Raw genomic sequence first — 22,175 nt, 5'->3', positions numbered from 1 at the left:
GTGCCGGGGCCTTTCGCATGGGTGTTCGGTGACGTGGCACCGGTCCGCTGGTCACCGCCGCCGGTCCGCACGTAGTCTGGTGAGGTGCCGTACGAAGCGCTGCTGATCCTGCGGGTCATCGACTGGGCCGCCGTCCCGGTCGGTGTCTTCGCATTCATCCACGCCTTGATGCAGCGCCCCGACGCTTACGCGGCCATCGACCGATTCACCAAGCCGGCCTGGGTCGGCATCACCGGAGGCGCCACCGCGGCGCTGCTGCTCTTCAGCTTCGCCGGCATCGGCTGGATCTTCTGGATCGCCGGCCTCGTCGCCGCGCTGGTCTACATCGTGGACATCCGGCCCAGGCTCATCGAGGTGCAGCGCGGCCAGCGCTGGTGACTAGTCCGCCCAGCCCGCCTCCCCGGACTTAAAAGTGTTGGTTGCGTTCCGGGGGATGGTGCGGATCGTTGGTGGTTGGTGGTTGGGTGGCGTCACGGTCCCCTGAGGTTGCGTTTGGTCGGTGGGAGGTTTGTGCCAAGCCAGGTCAACTCGTACGCGATGATCCGGGCACTAGGTTGGTCGCGTGACCACCAGCTGGACCATCGCCGGAACGCTGCGGGTCGAGCGCGCACTCGACCGACCCGACCTGCTCGCCGACCCGGTGGCCAAGGCGCTCGCCGCGTTGCCGGCCGAGCATGCCGAACGGCTCGGCGTCGCCGCCATCGACCCGGACCTCGCAGACACCGCCGCCTTCTGCGCGGCCTACGGTTCGCCGCTGGACGCGTCCGCCAACTGCGTGGTCGTCGCCGGCAAGCGCGCGGGCGAGGAGCGGTTCGCCGCCTGCCTCGTGCTCGCCACCACCCGCGCGGACGTCAACAACGTCGTGCGCAAGCGGCTCGACGTGCGGAAGGCGTCCTTCGCGGCGATGGACACGGCGGTCGAGCTCACCGGGATGGCCTACGGCGGCATCACCCCCGTCGGGCTGCCGGCGCAGTGGCCGCTGCTGCTCGACCCGGCCGTGGCCGCCGCACCTGAGCTGGTGATCGGCAGCGGCGTCCGGGGCAGCAAGATCCTCATCCCCGGCCCCACCCTCGCGGCACTGCCCGGCGCCGAGGTGCTGGCCGGCCTGGGTCGCTGACCGCCCGAGTTGTCCACACCGCGCGCCCGCGCACCCGAAACCGTCGGTACCCCCGAATACGCTGGAAAGCGGGGGGCCCCCGCGAGTCCCGAGTTGTCCACAGGCGGTTCCGGCGGGGACCGGGACTGTCGGTGCCCGCCGGTAGGCAAGGTCTTACTTGCCAACACCACTGTCGTGTGGTGCCGTCGCGTGCCATGAACGCTGAAGGAGGCATTGATGTAGCTGCTTCTGGGTGCGGTGCTGTGGGAGAGATGGAGGACTGATGTACCCAGCGTTTCCATCCGTTCGGCACGGGGAGCCAGATGGGGAGGCGGCAGCGATGCCGGGGAGTTCTCCCTGGTGCTCCCTGCCCTTCCCCCCGATTACCTGCACGAACGACGCGCAGGGACGCAGGTGGGCATGTAGGCCAACACGCCCGAAACCGCCGTTGTCGTCCTTGGCCAGCAGGGTGAGCAGGCCGTGGGCTGTTGGTCGGGAGCTACGGGTGTGTACCGGGCCGGCGGCCCCCTGTGATGCCGTTGCCCGGTCAGGGCCGGTCGGCTAAGTCCATGCCTTGGCCTGGAACCCGGGCCACGCTCTGCGCAGTGCGGGCGCGGAGCGAGCCTCCCGGGGCCACAGCTGCAGCCGGTAGGAGTCCAGGCCCTCAGCGCCGCTGGATACCTCCGTATATCCACGACCGGCTACCCTGGCGCGGTAGGCCCCGGACGGCACCGGCTCGCCACACCGGACGGGCATCAGTCCGCCGGAGCCTTGGAAGATCACTTGATTGTTGCTGACGTCGAAGTCGACATCGACCACGTGATCCCAGTTGTCCTCATCGGACGGTGGCTGTGCCGACCAGACCTCGATCCTCATGGGCGCGTGGAAATTCCACTGAACCGGGGTCACGAGATCGATCAGACCGTCCGCGACACCGACGAACCGTCGGGATTTCCAGGCATCGTCCAACGCACGCAGCACCGCGTCACTCTCAGGATCCTTTTCGTAGGGTGACTCCGAGTAGATGTACACCTGGCCATGATCGATCTCCACTTCCATGGCCACGGTGAGACTCGGCTCGCCCATCATCCGCACCAACCCTGATCCACCGCTATGTCAACGCCCTGATACGGGCCTTGCGCGATCTTGCTGGGATGTGTGATGACGACCAGGTAGTCGTCACCGTCCTTGATCCCGCCCAGAGTGTACCGGCGCTCCAAGGTGCCACCCTGACACTGGTTTTCCCGTGGCGGGACCTCGTGTTCCTGAGCGCCGCTCCCACCCTGCCGGGTAGAGGCGAACGGGAACTCATCGCACTGCCCGCCATGCGGCTTGGGGAAGTTGGGCAGGCACACCACCTTCCGGTTAGCGGCCGTCCTCGTCGAGTCCTTGGTCAGCACACCGGGCTTGCCCGATCCCCACGCCGTTGAGATGTTCCGCGCGATGAACGGCATCTTCGCCGCGTCGATGATCACGAACTTGAGGTCGTCGCATTCCTGGTCGGCCAGACCCTTCGGCGGGGTGCACTTGTGCACCTCCGACGCAGCGGAGGCGGCGACCATGAACTGTGTCGCACCTTCACCCACCAGTTCGGTTCCGCCGGTCACGCTGCTGAACAGATTGGTGATCTTGGCCCGTAGTTCCGGGATCGCGACGAAGGCGACGACAGCCACCGCGACAAGCAGCAGACCGCCACTCTTGGTTTTCGTTGCCACCAGCCGATCTTGCGGTCTATCACGCACTGTGACTACCGCCAACAGGGTGAGCGCCACCGCCGAACACGGATGCCGGTATTGGTGCAGGTCGGAGCCGCCCAGACCTGGAGCCGGCGACAGCCGCAGCACCTACCCACCGGTGTGACGGGGCACCGGGCTCCGGCTTTGGGGGGTAGGTGGACGATTTCGCGTTTCTGGCAAACTACTCTGATTCGTGATCAGACCATTGTGGACAGAAATGGTGTCCACAATGGTCTGATGCCGTGATCGGGTTCATTGGATCACATCGGGACTATGGCCGGTCCCAGGATTAGGTCTGGCGCTGCTCGGCAGCTTGCTCCTGCTCCTCCTGCAGTTCGGGTTGCTCGGTGTAGGGGTCGGCGCCGAACCGCGTGCGGAATGCGTGCTCGACTCCGGCGACCGCACGCGTGGCGTGGCCGTCGTGGTCGGCCACGGCCACGGCCGGGGCCGGTGAGGGTGTCCTCGCTGGACCGGGGAGGGATCAACTCGCCGGGGCCGTAGTCACCGGGGTCGGTGCCCGCCTCGAGGTGCTGCCAGTAGACCCGGGTAGACAGGGCTCGGCCGAACGCGGAGCGGGCAGCGTCGAGCGCCCGTTGGTCGGCGGTGAACCGCTCGGTGGCCGTCGCGAGGCTGCGGCCGGTAGCGTTCACACCGGAGGTCGTGCCCGGGGGCCGCAGCCCAAGCCCGGACCACAGCCCAAGCCGGAAACAGCCCCTACCCCACCTCGTCGCGCAGCTGGGGGAAAACCTTCGCCACCTTCGCGGTGAGGTAGTCGCCGTAGGTCCCGGTGAACGCCAGCGGGCTCGCCCCGTCCCAGCGTCGCCGGCCGCCGGCACCGGTCGCCGCGCGGTCCGGCAGTGGCGGCACCTCCGCGGCGAAGTCGGGGTCGAGGAAGAACGGGAACGACAACCTGTTGCGGCCACTGGTGTTCCGCACCCGGTGCGGCGTCGAGCGATACCAGCCGCCGGTCAGCCGTTCCAGCATGTCGCCGATGTTGCAGACGAAGGTGTCCGGCAGCGGCGGCGCGTCGACCCACCCGCCGGGCGTGTGCACCTGCAGCCCGCCGTTGTCGTCCTGGGCCAGCAGGGTGAGCAGGCCGTAGTCGGTGTGCTCGCCGACGCCCCAGCCCGGGTCTCCCGACGGCGCGGGCGGGTAGTGGAAGATCCGGAACAGCACCGTCGGCGTCGCGGTGTAGCCGGCCGCGAAGTAGTCCCGCGCCAGGCCGAGGCTCACCGCGATGCCGCACAGCACCCGCTGTCCCACCGCGGTCAATGCCTCCACATAGGACAGGACGGTCTCCCGTAGCCCGGGAACCTGGCTGGGGAACAGGTTCGGTCCGTGCAGCGGCAGTGGCGACGGCGGCAGCTCGGTGCCGAAGTACAGGCCCTCCTTGAGGTCCGGCTCGCCGGAGGTCAGCTCGGCGCCCACCGGGAAGTACCCGCGCCACGCGCGGCCGCCCCGGGACATCTCGATCTCGAGCTTCTCCTGCTCCGGCAGCGCGAAGAACGCCCGGCTCTCCGCGTCGAGCCGGCTGCGCAGCGACGCGGGCACGCCGTGGCCGGTGACATAGAAGAACCCGGTGTCCCGGCAGGCCCGCTCGATCTCGCCGGCCGCGGCGGTCGGGTCGGAGACGTCGATGACCGGCAGCACTAGTGTCCCGCGCCGGAAGTCTGTTGCTTATCTCGGCGGATCCAGGTTTCTGCTGGCAAGGCGCCGGTTCGTCCTCGTACCGGGTTGTACTCGGGCGGACCGGCAACGCCGCCAGCGGGAAGCTGGGCCGGCGAGACAAGTGATGAACTTCCGGCGCGGGACACTAGAAGACCACGGTCTTGTTGCCGCGCACGAGAACCCGGTTCTCCAGGTGCCAGCGCAGGCTCCGTGCGAGGACGACCTTCTCGATGTCGCGGCCGCGGCGGACCATGTCGGTGATCGAGTCGGCGTGCCCCACCCGGATCACGTCCTGGTCGATGATCGGGCCCGCGTCGAGCTCGGCGGTGACGTAGTGGCAGGTCGCGCCGATCAGCTTCACGCCCCGGCGGTGCGCCTGGTGGTAGGGCTTCGCGCCGACGAACGACGGCAGGAAGCTGTGGTGGATGTTGATCGCGCGACCGGCCCACGCGGCGCACACCTCCGCCGGCACGATCTGCATGAACCGGGCCAGCACGATCGCGTGCGGGTCGCTCTCCTCGACCAGCCCGATCAGCCGCGCGAACGCCGCCGACTTGCCGTCCGGGTCGCCCGCGGGGAACGGCACGTGGTGGAACGGGATGCCGTGCGCCTCGGTGATCGACGCGAGGTCCGGGTGGTTGCCGATCACCGCGGGCACGTCGATGTCCAGCTCGCCGGACGCGACGCGGCCGAGGATGTCGTAGAGGCAGTGGCCTTCCTTCGACACCAGGATCACGACGCGGCGGCGCTCGGCGGTGTCCATGATGTGCCAGTCGCTGCGTTCGGCGAGCTGGCCGGCCACCGCGCCGAACCGTCGGCGCAGCTCGTCGATGTCGACCGGCACGGTGTCGGCGCTGATCTCCTGGCGGGTGAAGAACCAGCCCGTGTCCTGGTCGGTGTGGTATGCGGCCTCGACGATCAGGCCGCCGAGGTCGGCCAGGAACGTCGCGATCCTGGCGACGATGCCGATGCGGTCCGGGCACCCGAAGGTGATCACGTAGCGGCGGCTCATGGCGTGCGGAGGGCGTCGACGAGGGTCCGGTCGCCGGTGGTGACGGCGGTGCTGGGCCGGCGCCAGGCGGCGCGGTAGACCGCGTCCGCGGTGCCGACCACGGAGGCGTCCGACTCGACCTCCGCCGACGCGGTGACCTGGGGAACCCGGCCTGGTTCGAGCCGAACGGTCCAGGCGCGGCCCGCGTCGGCGGCGTGGAAGAGGACGGTGCCCTCGACGTCCGGCCGCTCGCGCGCGAGCTTGCGGGGGATCATCAGGACGAGCAGCTCGTCGATCCCGTCGGCGGCGAGCTCGGGCTCGAAGACCAGCGACGGAACCGCGGCCGCGCCGTCCGAGCCGGCGCGGGCGTGTTCGGCGTCGAGGCGGTGGATGGCGGTCTCGTGCGCCTGCCGGCGGGCCCAGAAGGCGGCCGTGGAAGCGGTGCCGGAGTGGAACACCCAGGCAGGGGCATCGGGACCGCCGGACTTGAGCGTGTCGAGCAGAGTGGCGACCCGGTGGTCCCACCAGGCGAGCAGGTCCGCCCAGTCCTCCGGCGGCCGCGCCCGCTCCGGACGTTCGCCGGCCGGGTCGGCGCGCAGGGCCTGGAGGGCCCAGTCGTGCACCCTCGCGATGTGCCGGACGAGGGCCCGAACAGTCCACTCGGGACACGTCGGCACGGTCGCGTCGGGCCCCGCGGCGACCACCGCCGCCCGCAGCGCGCCCGCCTGGCGCTCCACCTGCCGGAGATAGCTCGCGAAGTCCACGCGAGCAAGGATAGTGCGCCCGCGGCCATCCCCAGCCCCATCGACGGGGAACCGCCGCCGCCGGCCGGGAGATCCGCGGCTCTCCCGACCGGGCGGCTAGTCGAGCCGGGTCCGCGCGTACTCGGCCATGGCCGCGCGCAGGAACTCCGCCAGCCGGGGGTCCGTCCTGTCGAAGTTCGCCCGGAACCTCGGGTCGTCGGCGTACAGGTCGCCCAGACCCGAGTAGGACTCGCGGTTCGGCGTCCACATCCCGCTGATCCACCGGTAGTGGCCGGCGATCACGTCCTGCACCGGCGCGTCGGTCGGGTCGGTGCCCGCGTCGATCAGCTCGACCAGCGCGCCGAGCTGGGCCTTCCACCGCGCGGCCTGCTCCTGGCGCCACTGCCGCGAGTCGCCCCCGACCTTCGCGTTGGCGGCGTCCACGTGCTCGGCACCCCAGCGCTCCCGGGCCTCCTGCTGGAGCTCGCCCTGCTTGGCCTGGTCGAAGCCTTCGAACCAGTGGTCCATCGACTTGGCATTCACGTTGTCACCTCCTTTCAGCTCCTCGATCGTCCGGGACACGGTGTCGGCCAGCCGCCCGAACCGGTCGCGCTCGGCGAGCAGCCACTTCCGGTGCAGCCTCAGCACCTCGATGCGGTCCCGGCCCTGGTGCACGATCTCGCGGATCGCGTCCAGACCGACCCCCAGCTCACGCATGACGAGGATCTGCTGGAGCCGCAGCAGCTGCTCCTGCTCGTAGTAGCGGTACCCGTTCGCGCCGACCCGCGCCGGCGGCAGCAGGCCGATCTCGTCGTAGTGCCGCAGCGTCCGGGACGTCACCTTGGACATCCGCGCGACCTGCGCGATCGACCACGCCATGACCGTTCTCCCGTGTTCCTGGCCGGTCCTTCCGGCCGGAGAACCCCCACGATAGAAGTTGACGTAACGTCAAGGTCAAACCGAATGTGGTAACAACCACGACCATGAGCGACAGACTCCGCCGGGCGCGGGCGAGCCTCCTGGGCACCGCGGTCGGTGACGCACTCGGCGACCAGCTCGCGCTGCCGGCGCGCGCGACAGGGCGCAGGCTGCCCGCGGCGCCGTGGCGGTGGACCGACGACACCGAGATGGCCTGCTCGGTGCTGCACGTCCTCGCCGGCCGCGGCCGCATCGACGCCGACGCGCTCGCCGCGAGCTTCGTCGCCCACTACGACGTGGCCGGGGCTACGGCCCGGGCGTCGACGCGATGATGCGCGAGACCGGCCGCCGCGGCGTGTCGCTGCGGGTGCTCGCGACGGAGACCTTCGGCGGCGCGGGCTCCTGGGGCAACGGCGGTGCAATGCGGATCGCGCCGCTCGGTGCCTGGTTCGCCGGCGACCCGGCGACGGCGGCCCGCGAGGCGGCCGTGGCCGCGCGGGTGACGCACACCCACCCGGAAGGCGTGGCCGGCGCGATCGCCACGGCGGCCGCGGCGGCGCTCGCGGCGAGCGGCGCACCGGCGGGCGAGCTGTTCGACGCCGTCCTGGCGCACACCCCGCCCGGCAAGGTCCACGACGGCATCTGCCTCGCGACGACGATCCCGGACGCCGACCCGGCGGACGCCGCGGCGGCGCTCGGCAACGGCCGGGAGGTCAGCGCCCCGGACACGGTGCCGCTGGCGCTGTGGCTCGTGGTCCGCCACCTGGACGACTATCCCGAGGCGGTGTGGACGGCCGCGCCGGTGGCCGAGGACGTGGACACGGTGTGCGCGATCGTCGGCGGGATCGTGGCCGGCCGGGTCGGTTCGGCGGGAATCCCGAAGGAATGGCGCGAGGCGTGCGAGCCGCTCCCGTCCTGGGTGCTCCCGCCCCGCTGATCAGCCGGCGGGGGTGACGGCGGTCCAGTCCATGGTCAGCTCGCCGAGGCGCCAGCGCTTGCGGTCGTCGCGCACCGGCCAGCCGTCGGCGGCCAGCAGGCGCGCCGCCTCCACCCAGCGCGCCCTCGGGCCGAACGTCGTGAACGGGGCGGCCGTCGCCCAGCAGCGGTCCAGCGCCTCGAACAGCGCGTGCACCGGCTCGCCGGGCACGTTGCGGTGGATCAGCGACTTCGGCAGCCGCTCCGCCAGGTCGGACGGCCGGTCCAGGTCCGCCGGGCGGCAGGCCAGGGTGAACAGCAGCGGCCCGGTCGCCGACAGGGTCACCCAGCAGCACCGCCGGCCCAGCTCGTCGCACGTGCCCTCGACCAGCAGCCCGCGCGGCGCGAGCCGGTCGAGCATGGTCCGCCAGGCCGCGGCGACCTCGGCCTCGGTGTACTGGCGCAGCACGTTGAACGCCCGCACCAGCACCGGCCGGGTGCCGGCCAGCTCGAACCCGCCGCGGCGGAAGTCCAACCGCGGCGGATCGGCGGCGGGCGAGGCGGCCGAGACGCGCTCCGGATCCAGCTCCAGGCCCAGCACCCGGACGTCCGGCCGGACCGACGCGAGCCGGGAAGCCAGCTCGACCGCGGTCACCGGCGACGCGCCGTACCCGAGGTCGGCGACGAGCGGGTCGGTCGCGTCCCGCAAGGCGGTGCGGACCAGGCGCGAGCCGACCGTCCACCGGTCCACCCGGCGCAGCCGGTTCGGGTTCGTCGTGCCTCTCGTCGGCGACCCCAGCGGGCCACCGGTCAGGCGTGCTCGGCCAGCCACTTCTCGGCGAACTCGGCCTCGGTGGCCAGCAGCTTGCCGACCTGCTCGGCGACGACCTTCTCCAGCTTGCCGCCGATCAGCGGGATGTTCACCGCCACCTGCGCGGTGACCACCAGCGCCGAGCCGGTCCCGGTCGCGGCGATGCGTGACCGGCCGTGGATCTCGCCCGGCACGCCCGAGATCGTCACCCGGCTGGTCCCCGCGTAGGACTCGCCCGCGGACTCCCAGCGCTCGTGCCGCTCGACCACGAGATCGCCGTTCAGGATCGACCGCACGGCGCCGGGCAGCCGGGAGGCGTCGACGCCCTGCCGCATGCGGAACGTGGCCCGGGAGCCGTCGAGCGAGTGATCGAGCAGCGACGCGCCCTTGCCGCCGACGGCCCGGAGGCGTTCGGTGAGGAACGCCTCGTCAACCAGGGTCGAGTAGACCACTGTGGCCGGTGCGGGGTAGGTGGACCGGTGCTCCAGGCTGCTTGCCATGCGACGGAGGTTACCGTTGGAGCCCATGACCAGCCTCCCCCTCGGTGCGGACGGGGTCGTGGCCCGTTCCGCGGTCCCCCTGTCCGGGTACACCACGCTGCGGCTCGGCGGCCCCGCCGCCCGGTTCGTGGCCGCCCGAACCGCCGAGGACGTGGCCGCCGCGGTGAGAGCGGCGGACTGCAGAGGTGAGCCGGTGCTGGTGCTCGGCGGCGGGTCCAACCTGGTGATCGCCGACGAGGGCTTCGACGGCACGGTCGTGCGGGTCGCCAACCACGGCAGCAAGATCGACTCCCTCGGCGACGGCCGGGTCGCGCTGACCGTCGAGGCCGGCGAGGACTGGGACGCCGTCGTCTGCCGGACCGTCGAGGCCGGCCTCGGCGGGCTCGAGTGCCTGTCGGGCATCCCGGGCTCGGTGGGCGCGACGCCGGTGCAGAACGTCGGCGCGTACGGCGTCGAGGTCGCCCAGCTGCTGATCTCGGTCGACCTGCTGGACCGCGCCGCGGGCGAGGTGCGCACCCTCGGCGCCGACGAGCTGGGCCTCGGCTACCGCACGAGCGTGCTGAAGGGCACCGAGCGGGCGGTGGTGCTGCGGGTCCGCTTCGAGCTCGCCGACGGCGGCGAGTCCGCGCCGGTCCGCTACACCGAGCTGGCCCGCGTCCTGGGTGTCCGCCAGGGCCGCCAGGTCCCGGTGGAGGCCGCCCGGCAGGCGGTGCTGGAGCTGCGGCGCGGCAAGGGGATGGTGCTCGACGAGGCCGACCACGACACGTGGAGCGTCGGCTCGTTCTTCACGAACCCGATCGTGCTCAAGCGTGATCTCTGCGGGGTGCTGTCCCGGATCGCGGCGCGCCTGGGCGCGGACGTGCCCGTGCCGCAGTACCCGGCGGGCGTCGGCGCGTCCAAGCTGTCGGCCGCGTGGCTCATCGAGCGCGCCGGCTTCGCGAAGGGCTACGCCGGCCCCGGCGGTCGGGTCATGCTGTCGGGCAAGCACACCCTCGCGCTGACCAACCGCGGCGAGGCCACGACCGACGACCTGGTCTCGCTGGCCCGCGAGGTCCGCGACGGCGTCCGAGCGGCGTTCGGCGTGGACCTGCACCCGGAGCCGGTGCTGGTGGGCTGCGAGCTCTAGTGTCCCCCGCCGGGAGTTCGTCACGTGATTCGCCGGCCCAGCTTCCTGCTGGCGGCGTTGCCGGTCCGCCCGAGTACAACCCGGTACGAGGACGAACCGGCGCCTTGCCAGCAGAAACCTGGACTCGCCGACTCACGCAACAGACTCCCGGCGCGGGACATTAGCTCTCCCGGTGGGCGCGGGTCGCGGAGGCCTGGGCGCGGGGCTTGAGCACGATCTGGTCGATGTTGACGTTGGCCGGCCGGGTCACCGCGAAGGTGATCGTCTCGGCGACGTCGTCCGCGGTGAGCGGGGTCAGGCCCGTGTACACGCCGCCGGCCCGCGAGGCGTCGCCGTCGAAGCGGGCCAGCGAGAGCTCCGTGTCCACCATGCCCGGAAGGATCTCCGTGAACCGGATGGGCCGGCCGAGGTGTTCGCCCCGCAATGTCCTGTGCAGGGCGGATTGGGCGTGTTTCGCGCTCGCGTACCCGCCGCCGCCGTCGTAGACCTCCACCCCGCGATCGACGTGACGGTCACCACGTGGCCGTCGCCGGACGCGACCAGCCGGGGCAGCAGGGCCTTCGTCACGCGTAGGGTGCCGAGGACGTTCGTCTCCCACATCCAGCGCCAGTGGTCCTCGTCCGCGGTGGCGATCGGGTCGAGCCCGCGCGCGCCGCCCGCGCTGTTGACCAGCACCCGGCAGGTCGGGACCGAGGCGACGAAGGAGTCCACCGACGAGGGGGATGTCACATCCAGTGGAAGGGCAACGCCGCCGATCTCCTCGGCGAGAGCGGAAAGGCGGTCCGTCCGGCGTGCACCCAGCACGACCTCGAAGCCCTCGGCGGCCAGTTGACGCGCGGTGGCCGCGCCGATTCCCGAGCTCGCTCCGGTAATGGTCGCCGTACCGCGGTTGTTCAGGTTAAAGATCCTTCCCCCGGGGGTATCCGGCCGCGTGCGATGGCGAGTATGACGACTGTCACACTCTTCTACGCGCACCTCGTCCCGCTCCCGGGCGTCCTCACATCACGAGGGCCAGACTCAGGCGGAGGTTAGTCACGGTGAGATCGGTGAGATCACAGCGGTTGTTCGGCTCGGTCGTCGCCCTGCTCGCGAGCCTCGTGCTCCTCGCGGCGTGCTCCGACTCCGGCGACGGCGGTGGTTCCTTCGGCAAGGGGCCGAAGGCGCAGGAGTCCCTGGCCGCGAAGATCACCTTCGCGCCCGCCGACGGCGCCAAGGACGTCTCCGTCCTCGACCCGGTCAAGATCACCGTGGCCGGTGGCGAGCTCACCGCCGCCACCGTGACCAACTCCGAGGGCAAACCGGTCACCGGCAAGGTCGCCGCCGACAAGCTCAGCTGGAGCAGCGCCGAGGTTCTCGGCTACGGCAAGACCTACAAGTACTCGGCCACCGCCAAGAACGAGGACGGCGAGGAGTCCACGCACGAGGGCAGCTTCACCACGCTCGCCCCCGCCTCGACCCCGCGCGCCACGGTCAACCCCGGCGACAGCGCCACGGTCGGCGTCGCGATGCCGATCAGCATCAAGTTCCCCGAGGGCGGCCCCACCGACCGCGCGGCGGTCGAGAAGGCGCTCAAGGTCGAGACCTCCCAGCCCGTCGAAGGCGCCTGGGGCTGGCTCAACGACGGCCAGGTCGACTGGCGGCCCAAGGAGTACTGGCCGGCCAACGTCCAGGTCAAGGTCACCGCGAAGCTCTACGGCCTCGGCTACGGCGACGGCGCGTACGGCAAGTCCGACCTGAGCACCGAGTTCACCGTGGGCCGCAACCAGGTCGTCAAGATCAACACGCCGGACCACAAGATGAACGTCTACCGCGACGGCGCGCTCTACGCGAGCTTCCCGTCCAGCAACGGCAGGGACGCCGACCCCAACCTGAACACTCCCAACGGCACCGTGATCGTGATGTCGAAGGAGCCGGTCGGCGACTTCTCCAACCCGCGCTACGGCTACACCAACGTCAAGAAGAAGTGGGCCGTTCGCATCTCCAACCACGGCGAGTTCATCCACGAGAACGAGGAGAACCACGCCAACATCGGCAACACCAACAGCTCGCACGGCTGCGTGAACCTGTACGAGTCGGACGCCAAGAAGTACTTCGACAGCGCGCTGGTCGGCGACCCGGTCGAGATCACCGGCTCGAAGGCCAAGTTCCCGACCACGTCGGACGTGTACGACTGGCTGATCCCGTGGGGCCAGTGGCAGACGATGTCCGCGTTGTGACCCCAGCGCTGCGGTACCTGACCGGTGCCGGCGGCACGCGGCTGGCCGTCCGCGAGGTGGGGAGCGGGCCGCCCATGGTGCTGGTCCACGGTTGGGCCGCGAGCAGTGCCGCCTGGGCGAACCAGCTCGAGCTCGCCGCCCACCACCGGCTCGTGGCGCTCGACCTGCGCGGGCACGGCGAGTCCGACACCCCGGCGGCCGGCTACGACGAGCCCGCGACCTGGGCGGGCGACATCGCCGCGGTGCTCGAGCACACCGGGCCCGCGGTACTCGTCGGCTGGTCCTACGGCGGCCTGGTCATCACCGACTACCTGCGAGAACGTGGGCCGAAGAACGTCACGGGGCTCGTGCTCGTCGGGGCGCTCACCGAGATCGGCGACCACCCCGGCGGCGAGGTCGGCCCGGCCTGGGACGGCATCATGCGGCCCGCGCTGTCCGAGGATCCGGCGGTCGCGGTCCCCGCGCTCGTGACCTTGGTCACACGGATGACCGTGGCGCCCGCGTCCGGTCCGGAGGTCCAGCGACGGCTCGCCGACATGCTGCGGGTACCGCCCGCCGTGCGTAGGGCGCTGTTCCGGCGAAGTATCGGCAGCGCGGAGGTGCTGGCCGCGGTGTCCGTGCCGGCACTGGTCGTGCACGGCGAGCGGGACCTGGTGATCAGCCCGCGGGTCGCCGAGTACGCGGCGGGGAAGATTCCCGGTGCGTCCCTGCGTTGGCTACCAGATGTGGGGCACATGCCGTTCGCGGAAGAGGTCGAGGAGTTCAACGCGATCCTGCGTGCGTTCGCGGGGTCGACCACCAGCCACTAGTCGGGAGTGGATGTGCGGGTAGCTACCAGCGCCAACGAGGGCGCCGTCATTCAGCTGCACCGGCCGCCGAAGCGGGTCGCCGTGCTCTCCGTGCACACCTCGCCGCTCGAGCAGCCGGGCACCGGCGACGCGGGCGGCATGAACGTCTACATCACCCAGACCGCCACCCGGATGGCCCGCCGCGGCATCGCCGTCGAGGTGTTCACCAGAGCCACGTCCTCCGACCTGCCGCCGGTGGCCGAGCTCGCCCCGGGCGTGCTCGTCCGGCACGTGCACGCGGGCCCGTTCGAGGGCCTCGGCAAGGACGAGCTGCCCGCGCAGCTGTGCGCGTTCACCGCGGGCGTGCTGCGGGCCGAGGCGCGCCACGAGCCGGGCCACTACGACCTCGTGCACTCGCACTACTGGCTGTCCGGCCAGGTCGGCTGGCTCGCCAGGGACCGCTGGGGCGTGCCGCTCGTGCACTCCGCGCACACGCTGGCCAAGGTCAAGAACGCCGCGCTCGCGGACGGGGACACCCCGGAGCCGCGTACCCGGGAGATCGGCGAGCAGCAGGTCGTCGACCAGGCCGACCAGCTGATCGCCAACACCGCGGTCGAGGCCGGCCAGCTCGGCGACCTCTACGACGCCGCGCCGGACAAGGTCAACACCGTCGCGCCGGGTGTCGACCTCGACCTCTTCCGCCCCGGCGACCGGGCCGCGGCCCGCGCCGCGCTCGGCATCCGCCCGGACGCCGTCGTGCTGGCGTTCGTCGGCCGGATCCAGCCGCTCAAGGCACCGGACGTGTTGCTCCGCGCGGCCGCGGAGCTGCTGGCCCGCGGCGCCGTGCCGCGCGAGCGGCTCACCGTCGTGGTGGCAGGCGGCCCGTCCGGCACCGGGCTGGACGCGCCGACCTCGCTGCACGAGCTGGCCGCCTCCCTCGGCATCGCGGACGTGGTGCGGTTCCTGCCGCCGCGCCGGGGTGCCGCGCTGGTCGACGTGTACCGCGCGGCCGACGTCGTCGCGGTGCCCAGTCACAACGAGTCATTCGGCCTGGTCGCGTTGGAGGCCCAGGCGTGCGGCACGCCGGTGGTCGCGGCCGCGGTCGGCGGGCTGCCGGTGGCAGTAGCCGACCGGTCGTCCGGTTTTCTCGTGCGCGGCCACGACCCGGGCACCTGGGCCGAGGCGCTGTGCCGGGTCGCGCTGTACCCCGAGGTGCGCGAGCGGCTCGCGACCGGCGCGGTGGCGCACGCCAACGAGTTCTCCTGGGACCGCACCACGGACGCGCTGGTGGCCGGGTACGTCGCGGCCGGGGCCGCGTTCCGCCGGGCCGTGTTCGAGACCGGGGTGGCGGTATGAGCCGACCGACCAGCGCAACCACGTTGCTTCGTGCGAATGCCGTCCACGCCGAGCGGAGCGAGGCAGGTGTCACGGCATGAGCAGACTGACCAACCCGACCACCTTGCTTCGTGCGAATGCCGTCCACGCCGAGCGGAGCGAGGCAGGTGTCACGGCATGAGCAGACTGACCAACCCGACCACTTTGCTTCGTGCGAATGCCGTCCACGCCGAGCGGAGCGAGGCAGGTGTCACGGCATGAGCAGATTGACCAACCCGACCACTTTGCTTCGTGCGAATGCCGTCCACGCCGAGCGGAGCGAGGCAGGTGTCACGGTGTGAGCGACTCCGACAGCGCGATCGACAAGGTCATCACCGACGCCCTCGACGAGCGCGAGCTGACCTACGACCACCCGTCGGCCGGGCGGTTCTTCGTCACGCTGCCGGGCACCAAGAAGCTGCAGACCAACTGCTGGCTGCAGGTCGGCCGGCACGCGCTGGTGGTGGAGGCGTTCGTCTGCCGCAGACCGGACGAAGCACACGAAGCGGTCTACCGCTTCCTGTTGCGGCGCAACGCGAAGCTGTACGGGGTGCACTACACGATCGACCAGGTCGGCGACATCTACCTGGTCGGCCGGGCGGGTCTCGACGCGGTGACCGCCGACGAGCTGGACCGGATCCTCGGGCAAGTCGTGGAGGCCGCGGACGGCGACTTCAACACGTTGCTGGAGATCGGCTTCGCGTCCTCGATCCGGCGCGAGTACCACTGGCGGGTGTTGCGCGGCGAGTCGCTCGCGAACCTGAAGGCGTTCGAGCACCTGCTCACGCCGAGCCCCCGCGAGTAGCGGAATGAGGCGGGGCTCGCGGGGCGGCTCGAGCGAGGGGGGAGTCGCGATCTCGAGCCGCCCCGCGTGGGTTCCCGCCGCGTCGGAGCCCTTAGGCGGGGGGCACCCTGGGTTTCCGGGCGGGGTGCGGCTCGGCAGGGGAGACGAGCCGCACTGCTGCCCTCTCGGATCAGGGAGTGCGTGGGAGCTGATCCGGTAGGGCGGTGTCAACCTGTCAGAAGTCGGGCGGTTACACAAGGCCACCGGTTACCACTGGCGGGGATAATAACCCTCCGTAGGTAACTATTTGGTCACGAAGCAATCTGAAAAGTCAACTAACCGTGGTTTGGACCCTCTGTTGTCCCCCAAACGGGTGATGAGACAAGGGCCGGTGGGATCTGGCACGCTTCGGGGCATGGCTGGATCGATGCACCCGAACGGCTCGGCGATCGGAACCCTCATCCTGCTCCGCCACGGCGAGAGCATGTGGAACGCGGAGAACCTGTTCACCGGCTGGGTCGACGTCGGCCTGTCGGAGAAGGGCGAGGCCGAGGCCCGCCGCGGCGGCGAGCTGCTGGTCGACAACGGCCTGCTCCCCGACGTCGTGCACACCTCGCTGCTGCGCCGCGCGATCGCCACGGCGAACATCACGCTCGACGTCGCCGACCGGCACTGGATCGACGTGCGCCGGGACTGGCGGCTCAACGAGCGCCACTACGGTGCGTTGCAGGGCAAGAACAAGAAGCAGACCCTGGCGGAGTACGGCGAGGAGCAGTTCATGACCTGGCGCCGGTCGTACGCGACCCCGCCGCCGCCGATCGAGCCGGGCAGCGAGTTCAGCCAGGACCGTGATGTTCGCTACGTCTCGGTGGGCGCGCAGAACGTGCTGACCGAGTGCCTCAAGGACGTCGTCGACCGGATGCTGCCGTACTGGGACGCGTCGATCGTGCTGGACCTGCGCGCCGGCCGGACCGTGCTGGTCGCCGCGCACGGCAACTCGCTGCGCGCGTTGGTGAAGTACCTCGACCGCGTCTCCGACGACGCCATCGCGGGCCTGAACATCCCGACCGGGATCCCGCTGCGCTACGACCTGTCCGAGGACCTGCAGCCGCTCGACCCGGGCGGCACCTACCTCGACCCGGAGGCCGCCGAGAAGGCCGCCGCCGCCGTGGCCAACCAGGGCCGCTAGTCCGCCTCCCCGGAATTTAAAGTGTTGGTTGCGTGCCGGCGGTCGGTGCGGATCTCGGGTGGTTGGTGGTTGGGTGCCGTCACGGTCCCCTGAGCTTGCGTTGGTCGGCGCGAGGCTTGGGCCAAGCCACGTCAAGCCGTGCCCGATGATCCACAGGACAGGCCCTGGCTAGACCAGGCCCAGCTCTCGGGCGCGGACGCCGGCCTGGAACCGGGACTCCGCGCCCAGCGCGGCCATCAGCTCGGCCACCCGGCGCCGGTAGGTCCGCACCCCGAGCCCCAACGACCTGGCGGCCGTCTCGTCCTTGCCGCCCGACGCCAGGAGCTCCAGCACCCGAGGCGCCAGCGACCGCAGCTCGGCCAGCTGCGCGTCGTAGACGGCCAGCTCGACCGAGCTCCGCCACGCGGCCTCGAAGAGCGACGAGACGCCCTGGACCACCTCGGGCTGGCTGACCACGCTGTAGGACCGCCGCCCGTCCGCCAGGTCGCCCGCGAGGATCGCGACCCGGCGGTCGAGGATGATCGTCTCGTTGACGTCCTCCGGGGTGATCCGGATGTCCGCGCCCGCCCGCTTGATCTCGGCCAGGTGCTGCGCCGACGACGGGTCGAGCAACACGCCCGGCCGGTACAGCTTGCGCACCCGGACGCCGGCCCGGTGGTGTGCCGCGACACCCGTGGCGATCTCGGGTCTCGGCCGGGTGGCGGCCCAGGTGTGCAGGTCGTTGGCCGCGCACACGACCTCGCCGGCGGCCGCGAACAGGTGCGCGGTCCGCTCGAACAGCTCCTCTTCGCCGCGCACGATCGCGACCTGGCCGGTTTCCATGCCTCAAGTCTGTCCCCGGCGCAACCCCACCGCCCGGATCGGCAACAAGTTGCCAAAGCGAGCGGCCGGAACGCGGCGGCACAAGGCTGGAGACATGACCACAGACACCAGCACGGACATCACGGCGGCCGCCTCGGGGACCTGGCGGCTCGGCGACCGCACCGTCAACCGGCTCGGCTTCGGAGCCATGCGGCTCTTGTCCAGGGCCGACGGCTCGCCCGGCGACCGGGACACCGCGATCACCGTGCTGCGCCGCGCCGTCGAGCTCGGCGTGAACCACATCGACACCGCCGCGTTCTACTTCTCCGCGACCCGGTCGGCCAACGAGCTGATCAACACCGCGCTCGCGCCGTACCCGGACGACCTCGTGATCACCACCAAGGTCGGCCCCGGTCGCGGCCCGTCCGGGGAGTGGCTGCCGCCGGCCCGGCCCGACCAGCTGCGTGGCCAGATCGAGGAGAACCTGCGCCAGCTCGGCCGCGACCACCTACACGTCGTGAACCTGCGGATCGGCGAGATGCTCGACCGCGGCACCGGCTCGATCGCCGAGCGGTTCGGCGCGCTCGCCGAGCTGCGCGAGGCGGGCCTGATCCGCCACCTCGGCATCTCCAACGTCGGCCCCGAGCACCTCACCGAGGCGCTGGCCATCGCACCCGTCGTGAGCGTGCAGAACCAGTACTCGCTGACCACCGCCCGCGAGGACGACGCGCTCATCGCCCTCTGCGCCGAGCACGGCGTGGCGTTCGTGCCGTTCTTCGCGATCGCGAGCGGCGCGGAGCCGACCGCGGCGGACAGCGCGGTCGGCACTGCCGTCGAGGCGGTCGCCAAGGCCCACGACGTGACTCCGGCGCAGATCCGGCTGGCCTGGACGCTGCACAAGGGCCCGAACATGCTCGCGATCCCGGGCACCGGCAACCCGGATCACCTGGTGGAGAACGTCGCCGCGGGCTCGTTGCGACTCACCGCCGATGAACTGGCCCGGTTGGACACGATCGGGTGAACAAGGGCTGACGACGGAAAGAACAACATCTCATGTGATGTCGCGACCGTCACTCCGGGCGGCGCGGACTGGTCCGTACCACGCCTGACCTGCTTACGATTCGCGCGTGACCGACTTGGTCTGGATCCTCCCGACAGCCGGTGCCCTGCTGGTCGGCCTCGCGGCCGGCTTCGGGATCGCCAGGGCTCGTAGCCGGCCGCCGACCGAGTCGCCGGCCGGCCCGAGCATCTCGGTACTCGTCCAGCGGCTCGTGCGGTCCTCGCACAACGCGATCGTGATCCTCAACGAGTTCGGCGACACCGTGCAGTACAACGCCCGCGCGGTCGAGCTCGGCGTGGTGCGCAACCGGCGGGTGGACGCCAGGACCAAGAGGGCCGCGGAGCTGGTCCTCGAGACGGGCGAGCCGGTCGAGATCGAGCTGACCCCCGAGGAGCGGGGGATCCAGTTCGGCCGCGGCCCGGAAGCCGTGCGCGGCGAGATCCGGCCGCTCGGCGACGGCTACCTCGCGGTCGACGCGGCCGACGAGTCCGAGGCGGTCCGCCTCGAGGCCACCAGGCGCGACTTCGTGGCCAACGTCAGCCACGAGCTCAAGACCCCGGTCGGCGCGATGGCCCTGCTCGCCGAGGCCGTCCTGGACGCCGCCGACGACCCCACCGCGGTCCGCCGGTTCACCGGGAAGATCCTCCGCGAGGCCACCCGGCTGGGCACGCTGGTGACCGAGCTGATCGCGCTGTCCCGGCTGCAAGGCGCCGAGCGGCTGCCCGAGCTGAACGCCGTCGAGGTCGACGCCGTCGTGCGCGACGCGCTCGGCCGCGCGCAGCTCGCGAGCGAGTCCACCGGCATCGGCATCGCCACCGACCCGGACAGCTGCCTGCTCGTCGAGGGCGACCGGACCTTGCTGGTCACCGCGCTCGCGAACCTCCTGGAGAACGCCGTGTCCTACTCCCCGCCCGGCAGTCCCGTGTCGATCAGCAGGCGCCAGGTCGGCGGGTACGTCGAGATCGCGGTCACCGACCGCGGCATCGGCATCCCCGACGACGAGCAGCAGCGCGTGTTCGAGCGGTTCTACCGGCTGGACAAGGCGCGCTCGCGGGCCACCGGCGGCACCGGGCTCGGCCTCGCGATCGTCAAGCACGTCGCCGCCAACCACGGCGGCGAGGTCAAGCTCTGGAGCCGGCCGGGCACCGGCTCCACGTTCACGTTGCGCATCCCCGCACACCACGGTTCCAGCAACGGCTCCAACCACGTCGACGCCACCGGAGGACTGCCGTGACCAGGGTGCTGATCGTCGAGGACGAGGAGTCCTTCGCCGACCCGCTCGCGTTCCTACTGCGCAAGGAGGGGTTCACCGCCGCAGTCGCGAGCACCGGCCAGCAGGCGCTCGAGGAGTTCGACCGCAACGGCGCCGACATCGTCCTGCTCGACCTGATGCTGCCCGGGATGAGCGGCACCGACGTGTGCAAGGCGCTGCGCCAGCGCTCCACCGTCCCGGTGATCATGGTGACGGCCAGGGACAGCGAGATCGACAAGGTCGTCGGCCTGGAGATCGGGGCCGACGACTACGTCACGAAGCCGTACTCCGCGCGGGAGCTGATCGCCCGGGTGCGCGCGGTGCTGCGGCGCGGCGGCGAGGCCGGCGCCGGCGAGCTGTTGCCGCAGGTCCTGGCCGCGGGCCCGGTGCGGATGGACGTCGAGCGGCACGTGGTGACCGTCGACGGCGGCGAGATCCCGTTGCCGCTCAAGGAGTTCGACCTGCTCGAGTACCTCCTGCGCAACGTCGGCCGGGTACTCACCCGCGGCCAGCTGATCGACCGGGTGTGGGGCGCGGACTACGTCGGCGACACCAAGACCCTGGACGTGCACGTCAAGCGGCTGCGGTCCAAGATCGAACCGGACCCGGCATCGCCCCGCCACCTGGTGACCGTGCGTGGGCTGGGGTACAAGTTCGAATCGTGAGGAAAGCCTTCCCGAATCGCGACCGACCGGTAACCTAGCCCCCCGTGCGCCTAGGGGTGTTAGACGTCGGTTCCAACACCGTCCACCTGCTTGTCGTGGATGCGCATCGTGGCGCGCACCCGATGCCGGCCAGGTCGGAGAAGACCCTGCTGCGCCTCGCGGAGCGGATCACCCCGGACGGCGAGCTCTCCGAGGAGGGCGCAGACGACCTCGTGCACGCCGTCGCGGAGGCCAGGAAGGCCGCGCACAAGCTCGACTGCGAGGACCTGATGGCGTTCGCCACCTCGGCTGTCCGCGACGCGAGCAACGCCGCCGGGGTGCTGCACCGCGTCGCCGAGGAGACCGGGGTGCAGCTCCAGGTGCTCACCGGCGCCAACGAGGCCCGGCTCACCTTCCTCGCCGCCCGCCGCTGGTACGGCTGGTCGGTGGGCAAGCTCCTGGTGCTCGACATCGGCGGCGGCTCGCTCGAGATCGCGATGGGCGTCGACGAGGAACCCGACTACGCGAAGTCGGTGCCGCTGGGCGCCGGCCGGCTCACCCGCGAGCGGTTCACCAGCGACCCGCCGAGCCGCGCGGAGGTCGCCAAGATCGCGGAGTGGCTCGCCGGCGAGCTGTCCTCGGTCGCGAAGAAGATCGCCAAGCAGGGTGAGCCGGACCGCGTGGTCGCCACCTCGAAGACGTTCCGCTCGCTCGCCAGGCTGACCGGCGCGGCACCCTCCTCGGCCGGTCCTCGGGTACGCCGGGTGCTCACCGAGCCGGGGCTGCGCCAGGTCATCGCGTTCATCTCGCGGATGTCCGCGGCCGACCTCGGCGAGCTGGAGGGAGTCAGCGCGAACCGGGCACATCAGCTGGTCGCGGGGGCTCTCGTGGCGCAGGCCACGATGCGCGCGTTGGCCCTGCCGGAGCTGGAGATCTGCCCCTGGGCGCTGCGCGAAGGGGTCATCCTGCGGCGGTTGGACCAGACCAATGGTGAGGATTCGTGATGCTTGGCGAAGGCCGCGCCGGGGGAGCATCCATAATGTCAGCTGTTCGATCGGTGGCCCGTGCCCGCGGGTCGCGTGAGGAGCGCACCGGCGCTGGACGATTTGGCCAATGCCGGGCACGGTGGAGTCAATGAGTCACGAAGGCGGACCTGAGCCGACTCAGCGCACGGTCGCTGAGTTGCTCGCCAAGTACGGCGCGGACACGGGAGAGCGTGCACCGCGCCGTCGCCGACGACGTGCCGACGAGGTCGAGGACACCGGCGCTCAGGCCATCATCGACAGGGTCAACGCGGAGAGCGGCGAGCTGCCGGTCATCCGCGACGACATGCCGCCGCCCACCCGCACCTCGCACCGCCGCGGCACCGACTTCAACCGCCCGGTCGAGCCGCCGCCGCGCCGCCGGCAGCCACCGCCCCCGCCGCGGCAGCCGACGCAGCAGCGTCCGCCGATGCCCCCGCCAGGACCGCGGTCCGGCCAGTCCGGCCCTCAGCCAGGGCTCCCGGTAGGCCCGCCGCCGGGCGGGCAGGGCGGGCCGCCGCCGGTGGGGCCGCCGTCGATG

At 71.4% G+C, this 22,175-nt stretch carries 22 protein-coding genes and 3 pseudogenes; 14 read left to right on the top strand and 11 right to left on the bottom strand.

The annotated features are described in order from the left end of the window. Window positions 1-84 precede the first annotated feature (84 nt). Window positions 85-378, top strand: coding sequence for a DUF2516 family protein (locus GEV28_RS05110; RefSeq protein ID WP_291409087.1), 294 nt, complete (start codon window positions 85-87; stop codon window positions 376-378). Between the two features lie 184 nt (window positions 379-562). Next, window positions 563-1,117, top strand: a complete 555-nt coding sequence (locus GEV28_RS05105; protein ID WP_291409085.1) for a YbaK/EbsC family protein — start codon at window positions 563-565, stop codon at window positions 1,115-1,117. A 540-nt stretch (window positions 1,118-1,657) separates the two neighbouring features. On the opposite strand, the gene GEV28_RS05100 is transcribed toward GEV28_RS05105, so the two are convergent. The 7 genes from GEV28_RS05100 to GEV28_RS05070 form a co-directional block, all read right to left on the bottom strand. Further along, a complete protein-coding gene (locus tag GEV28_RS05100; RefSeq protein WP_291409083.1) occupies window positions 1,658-2,185 on the bottom strand; it encodes a hypothetical protein in 528 nt (175 codons plus the stop codon). Further along, a complete protein-coding gene (locus tag GEV28_RS05095) occupies window positions 2,182-2,940 on the bottom strand; it encodes a NucA/NucB deoxyribonuclease domain-containing protein (RefSeq protein WP_291409081.1) in 759 nt (252 codons plus the stop codon). The genes GEV28_RS05100 and GEV28_RS05095 overlap by 4 nt, the downstream gene beginning before the upstream one ends. A 181-nt stretch (window positions 2,941-3,121) precedes the next feature. After that, window positions 3,122-3,271, bottom strand: coding sequence for a hypothetical protein (locus GEV28_RS05090; RefSeq protein WP_291409079.1), 150 nt, complete (start codon window positions 3,269-3,271; stop codon window positions 3,122-3,124). Window positions 3,272-3,546: 275 nt separating this feature from the next. Then, window positions 3,547-4,482 (bottom strand): 2-oxoglutarate and iron-dependent oxygenase domain-containing protein, encoded by a 936-nt coding sequence (locus GEV28_RS05085; protein ID WP_291409077.1) that lies wholly within the window; start codon window positions 4,480-4,482, stop codon window positions 3,547-3,549. Window positions 4,483-4,645: 163 nt separating this feature from the next. Continuing rightward, window positions 4,646-5,512, bottom strand: a complete 867-nt coding sequence (gene purU / locus GEV28_RS05080) for a formyltetrahydrofolate deformylase (RefSeq protein ID WP_291409075.1) — start codon at window positions 5,510-5,512, stop codon at window positions 4,646-4,648. Beyond that, a complete protein-coding gene (locus GEV28_RS05075; RefSeq protein WP_291409074.1) occupies window positions 5,509-6,255 on the bottom strand; it encodes a maleylpyruvate isomerase N-terminal domain-containing protein in 747 nt (248 codons plus the stop codon). The genes purU and GEV28_RS05075 overlap by 4 nt, the downstream gene beginning before the upstream one ends. Window positions 6,256-6,351: 96 nt before the next feature. After that, on the bottom strand, window positions 6,352-7,113 hold the full coding sequence (locus GEV28_RS05070) for a MerR family transcriptional regulator (RefSeq protein WP_291409072.1): 762 nt from the start codon (window positions 7,111-7,113) through the stop codon (window positions 6,352-6,354). 104 nt (window positions 7,114-7,217) lie between these two features. Between GEV28_RS05070 and GEV28_RS05065 the strand changes: the two are divergent. Then, window positions 7,218-8,089, top strand: a pseudogene (locus tag GEV28_RS05065) (ADP-ribosylglycohydrolase family protein). Here the strand turns inward: GEV28_RS05065 and GEV28_RS05060 are convergent. Continuing rightward, window positions 8,090-8,899 (bottom strand): class I SAM-dependent methyltransferase, encoded by an 810-nt coding sequence (locus tag GEV28_RS05060; RefSeq protein ID WP_291409070.1) that lies wholly within the window; start codon window positions 8,897-8,899, stop codon window positions 8,090-8,092. Next, window positions 8,878-9,378: a DUF2505 domain-containing protein gene (locus tag GEV28_RS05055; RefSeq protein ID WP_291409068.1), complete on the bottom strand. Its 501-nt coding sequence runs from the start codon at window positions 9,376-9,378 to the stop codon at window positions 8,878-8,880. The genes GEV28_RS05060 and GEV28_RS05055 overlap by 22 nt, the downstream gene beginning before the upstream one ends. Before the next feature lie 25 nt (window positions 9,379-9,403). Here GEV28_RS05055 and GEV28_RS05050 point away from each other — a divergent pair, with 25 nt between their 5' ends. Further along, window positions 9,404-10,504: a UDP-N-acetylmuramate dehydrogenase gene (locus GEV28_RS05050; protein WP_291409066.1), complete on the top strand. Its 1,101-nt coding sequence runs from the start codon at window positions 9,404-9,406 to the stop codon at window positions 10,502-10,504. A gap of 160 nt (window positions 10,505-10,664) precedes the next feature. On the opposite strand, the pseudogene GEV28_RS05045 reads toward GEV28_RS05050, so the two are convergent. Next, a pseudogene (locus tag GEV28_RS05045) lies at window positions 10,665-11,401 on the bottom strand (SDR family oxidoreductase). Window positions 11,402-11,550: 149 nt separating this feature from the next. Here GEV28_RS05045 and GEV28_RS05040 point away from each other — a divergent pair. From GEV28_RS05040 to GEV28_RS05020, 5 genes are all read left to right on the top strand, one after another. Next, complete coding sequence (locus GEV28_RS05040) at window positions 11,551-12,720, top strand: Ig-like domain-containing protein (RefSeq protein WP_291409064.1); 1,170 nt, start codon at window positions 11,551-11,553, stop codon at window positions 12,718-12,720. 74 nt (window positions 12,721-12,794) lie between these two features. Further along, complete coding sequence (locus GEV28_RS05035; RefSeq protein ID WP_291409183.1) at window positions 12,795-13,529, top strand: alpha/beta hydrolase; 735 nt, start codon at window positions 12,795-12,797, stop codon at window positions 13,527-13,529. 12 nt (window positions 13,530-13,541) lie between these two features. Then, the gene (mshA, locus tag GEV28_RS05030) at window positions 13,542-14,864 is read left to right on the top strand and encodes a D-inositol-3-phosphate glycosyltransferase (protein ID WP_291409062.1); all 1,323 of its coding nucleotides are present in this window, start codon (window positions 13,542-13,544) and stop codon (window positions 14,862-14,864) included. A 349-nt stretch (window positions 14,865-15,213) separates the two neighbouring features. Beyond that, window positions 15,214-15,687 (top strand): YbjN domain-containing protein, encoded by a 474-nt coding sequence (locus GEV28_RS05025; RefSeq protein WP_291409180.1) that lies wholly within the window; start codon window positions 15,214-15,216, stop codon window positions 15,685-15,687. Window positions 15,688-16,081: 394 nt separating this feature from the next. Next, window positions 16,082-16,855, top strand: coding sequence for a phosphoglyceromutase (locus tag GEV28_RS05020; protein ID WP_291409060.1), 774 nt, complete (start codon window positions 16,082-16,084; stop codon window positions 16,853-16,855). 168 nt (window positions 16,856-17,023) lie between these two features. On the opposite strand, the gene GEV28_RS05015 is transcribed toward GEV28_RS05020, so the two are convergent. After that, entirely contained in the window at window positions 17,024-17,677 is a 654-nt protein-coding gene (locus GEV28_RS05015) for a DNA-binding response regulator (RefSeq protein WP_291409058.1), read from the bottom strand. Window positions 17,678-17,771: 94 nt separating this feature from the next. Between GEV28_RS05015 and GEV28_RS05010 the strand changes: the two genes are divergently transcribed. The 5 genes and pseudogenes from GEV28_RS05010 to GEV28_RS04990 form a co-directional block, all read left to right on the top strand. Further along, on the top strand, window positions 17,772-18,677 hold the full coding sequence (locus tag GEV28_RS05010; RefSeq protein WP_291409056.1) for an oxidoreductase: 906 nt from the start codon (window positions 17,772-17,774) through the stop codon (window positions 18,675-18,677). A gap of 106 nt (window positions 18,678-18,783) precedes the next feature. Next, the gene (locus GEV28_RS05005; RefSeq protein WP_291409055.1) at window positions 18,784-19,950 is read left to right on the top strand and encodes an ATP-binding protein; all 1,167 of its coding nucleotides are present in this window, start codon (window positions 18,784-18,786) and stop codon (window positions 19,948-19,950) included. Then, window positions 19,947-20,633 (top strand): response regulator transcription factor, encoded by a 687-nt coding sequence (locus tag GEV28_RS05000; protein ID WP_291409053.1) that lies wholly within the window; start codon window positions 19,947-19,949, stop codon window positions 20,631-20,633. The genes GEV28_RS05005 and GEV28_RS05000 overlap by 4 nt, the downstream gene beginning before the upstream one ends. A 44-nt stretch (window positions 20,634-20,677) precedes the next feature. Further along, on the top strand, window positions 20,678-21,616 hold the full coding sequence (locus GEV28_RS04995) for a Ppx/GppA phosphatase family protein (protein WP_291409051.1): 939 nt from the start codon (window positions 20,678-20,680) through the stop codon (window positions 21,614-21,616). A 130-nt stretch (window positions 21,617-21,746) separates the two neighbouring features. Continuing rightward, window positions 21,747-22,175 (top strand): annotated as a pseudogene (locus GEV28_RS04990) (hypothetical protein); the annotation flags it as partial.

The organism is Actinophytocola sp., assembly GCF_009379765.1.
Lineage (GTDB): Bacteria > Actinomycetota > Actinomycetes > Mycobacteriales > Pseudonocardiaceae > Actinophytocola.
The sequence above is the reverse complement of the archived record's forward strand: the minus strand, read 5'-3'. Positions and strand labels throughout refer to the sequence as shown.

Coding starts and splice junctions, on each gene's coding strand:
- GEV28_RS05070 (WP_291409072.1), bottom strand. CDS start 7,113: ATGGCGTGGTCGATCGCGCAGGTCGCGCGGATGTCCAAGGTGACGTCC.
- GEV28_RS05100 (WP_291409083.1), bottom strand. CDS start 2,185: ATGATGGGCGAGCCGAGTCTCACCGTGGCCATGGAAGTGGAGATCGAT.
- GEV28_RS05015 (WP_291409058.1), bottom strand. CDS start 17,677: ATGGAAACCGGCCAGGTCGCGATCGTGCGCGGCGAAGAGGAGCTGTTC.
- GEV28_RS05055 (WP_291409068.1), bottom strand. CDS start 9,378: ATGGCAAGCAGCCTGGAGCACCGGTCCACCTACCCCGCACCGGCCACA.
- GEV28_RS05010 (WP_291409056.1), top strand. CDS start 17,772: ATGACCACAGACACCAGCACGGACATCACGGCGGCCGCCTCGGGGACC.
- GEV28_RS05035 (WP_291409183.1), top strand. CDS start 12,795: ATGGTGCTGGTCCACGGTTGGGCCGCGAGCAGTGCCGCCTGGGCGAAC.
- GEV28_RS05020 (WP_291409060.1), top strand. CDS start 16,082: ATGGCTGGATCGATGCACCCGAACGGCTCGGCGATCGGAACCCTCATC.
- GEV28_RS05050 (WP_291409066.1), top strand. CDS start 9,404: ATGACCAGCCTCCCCCTCGGTGCGGACGGGGTCGTGGCCCGTTCCGCG.
- purU (WP_291409075.1), bottom strand. CDS start 5,512: ATGAGCCGCCGCTACGTGATCACCTTCGGGTGCCCGGACCGCATCGGC.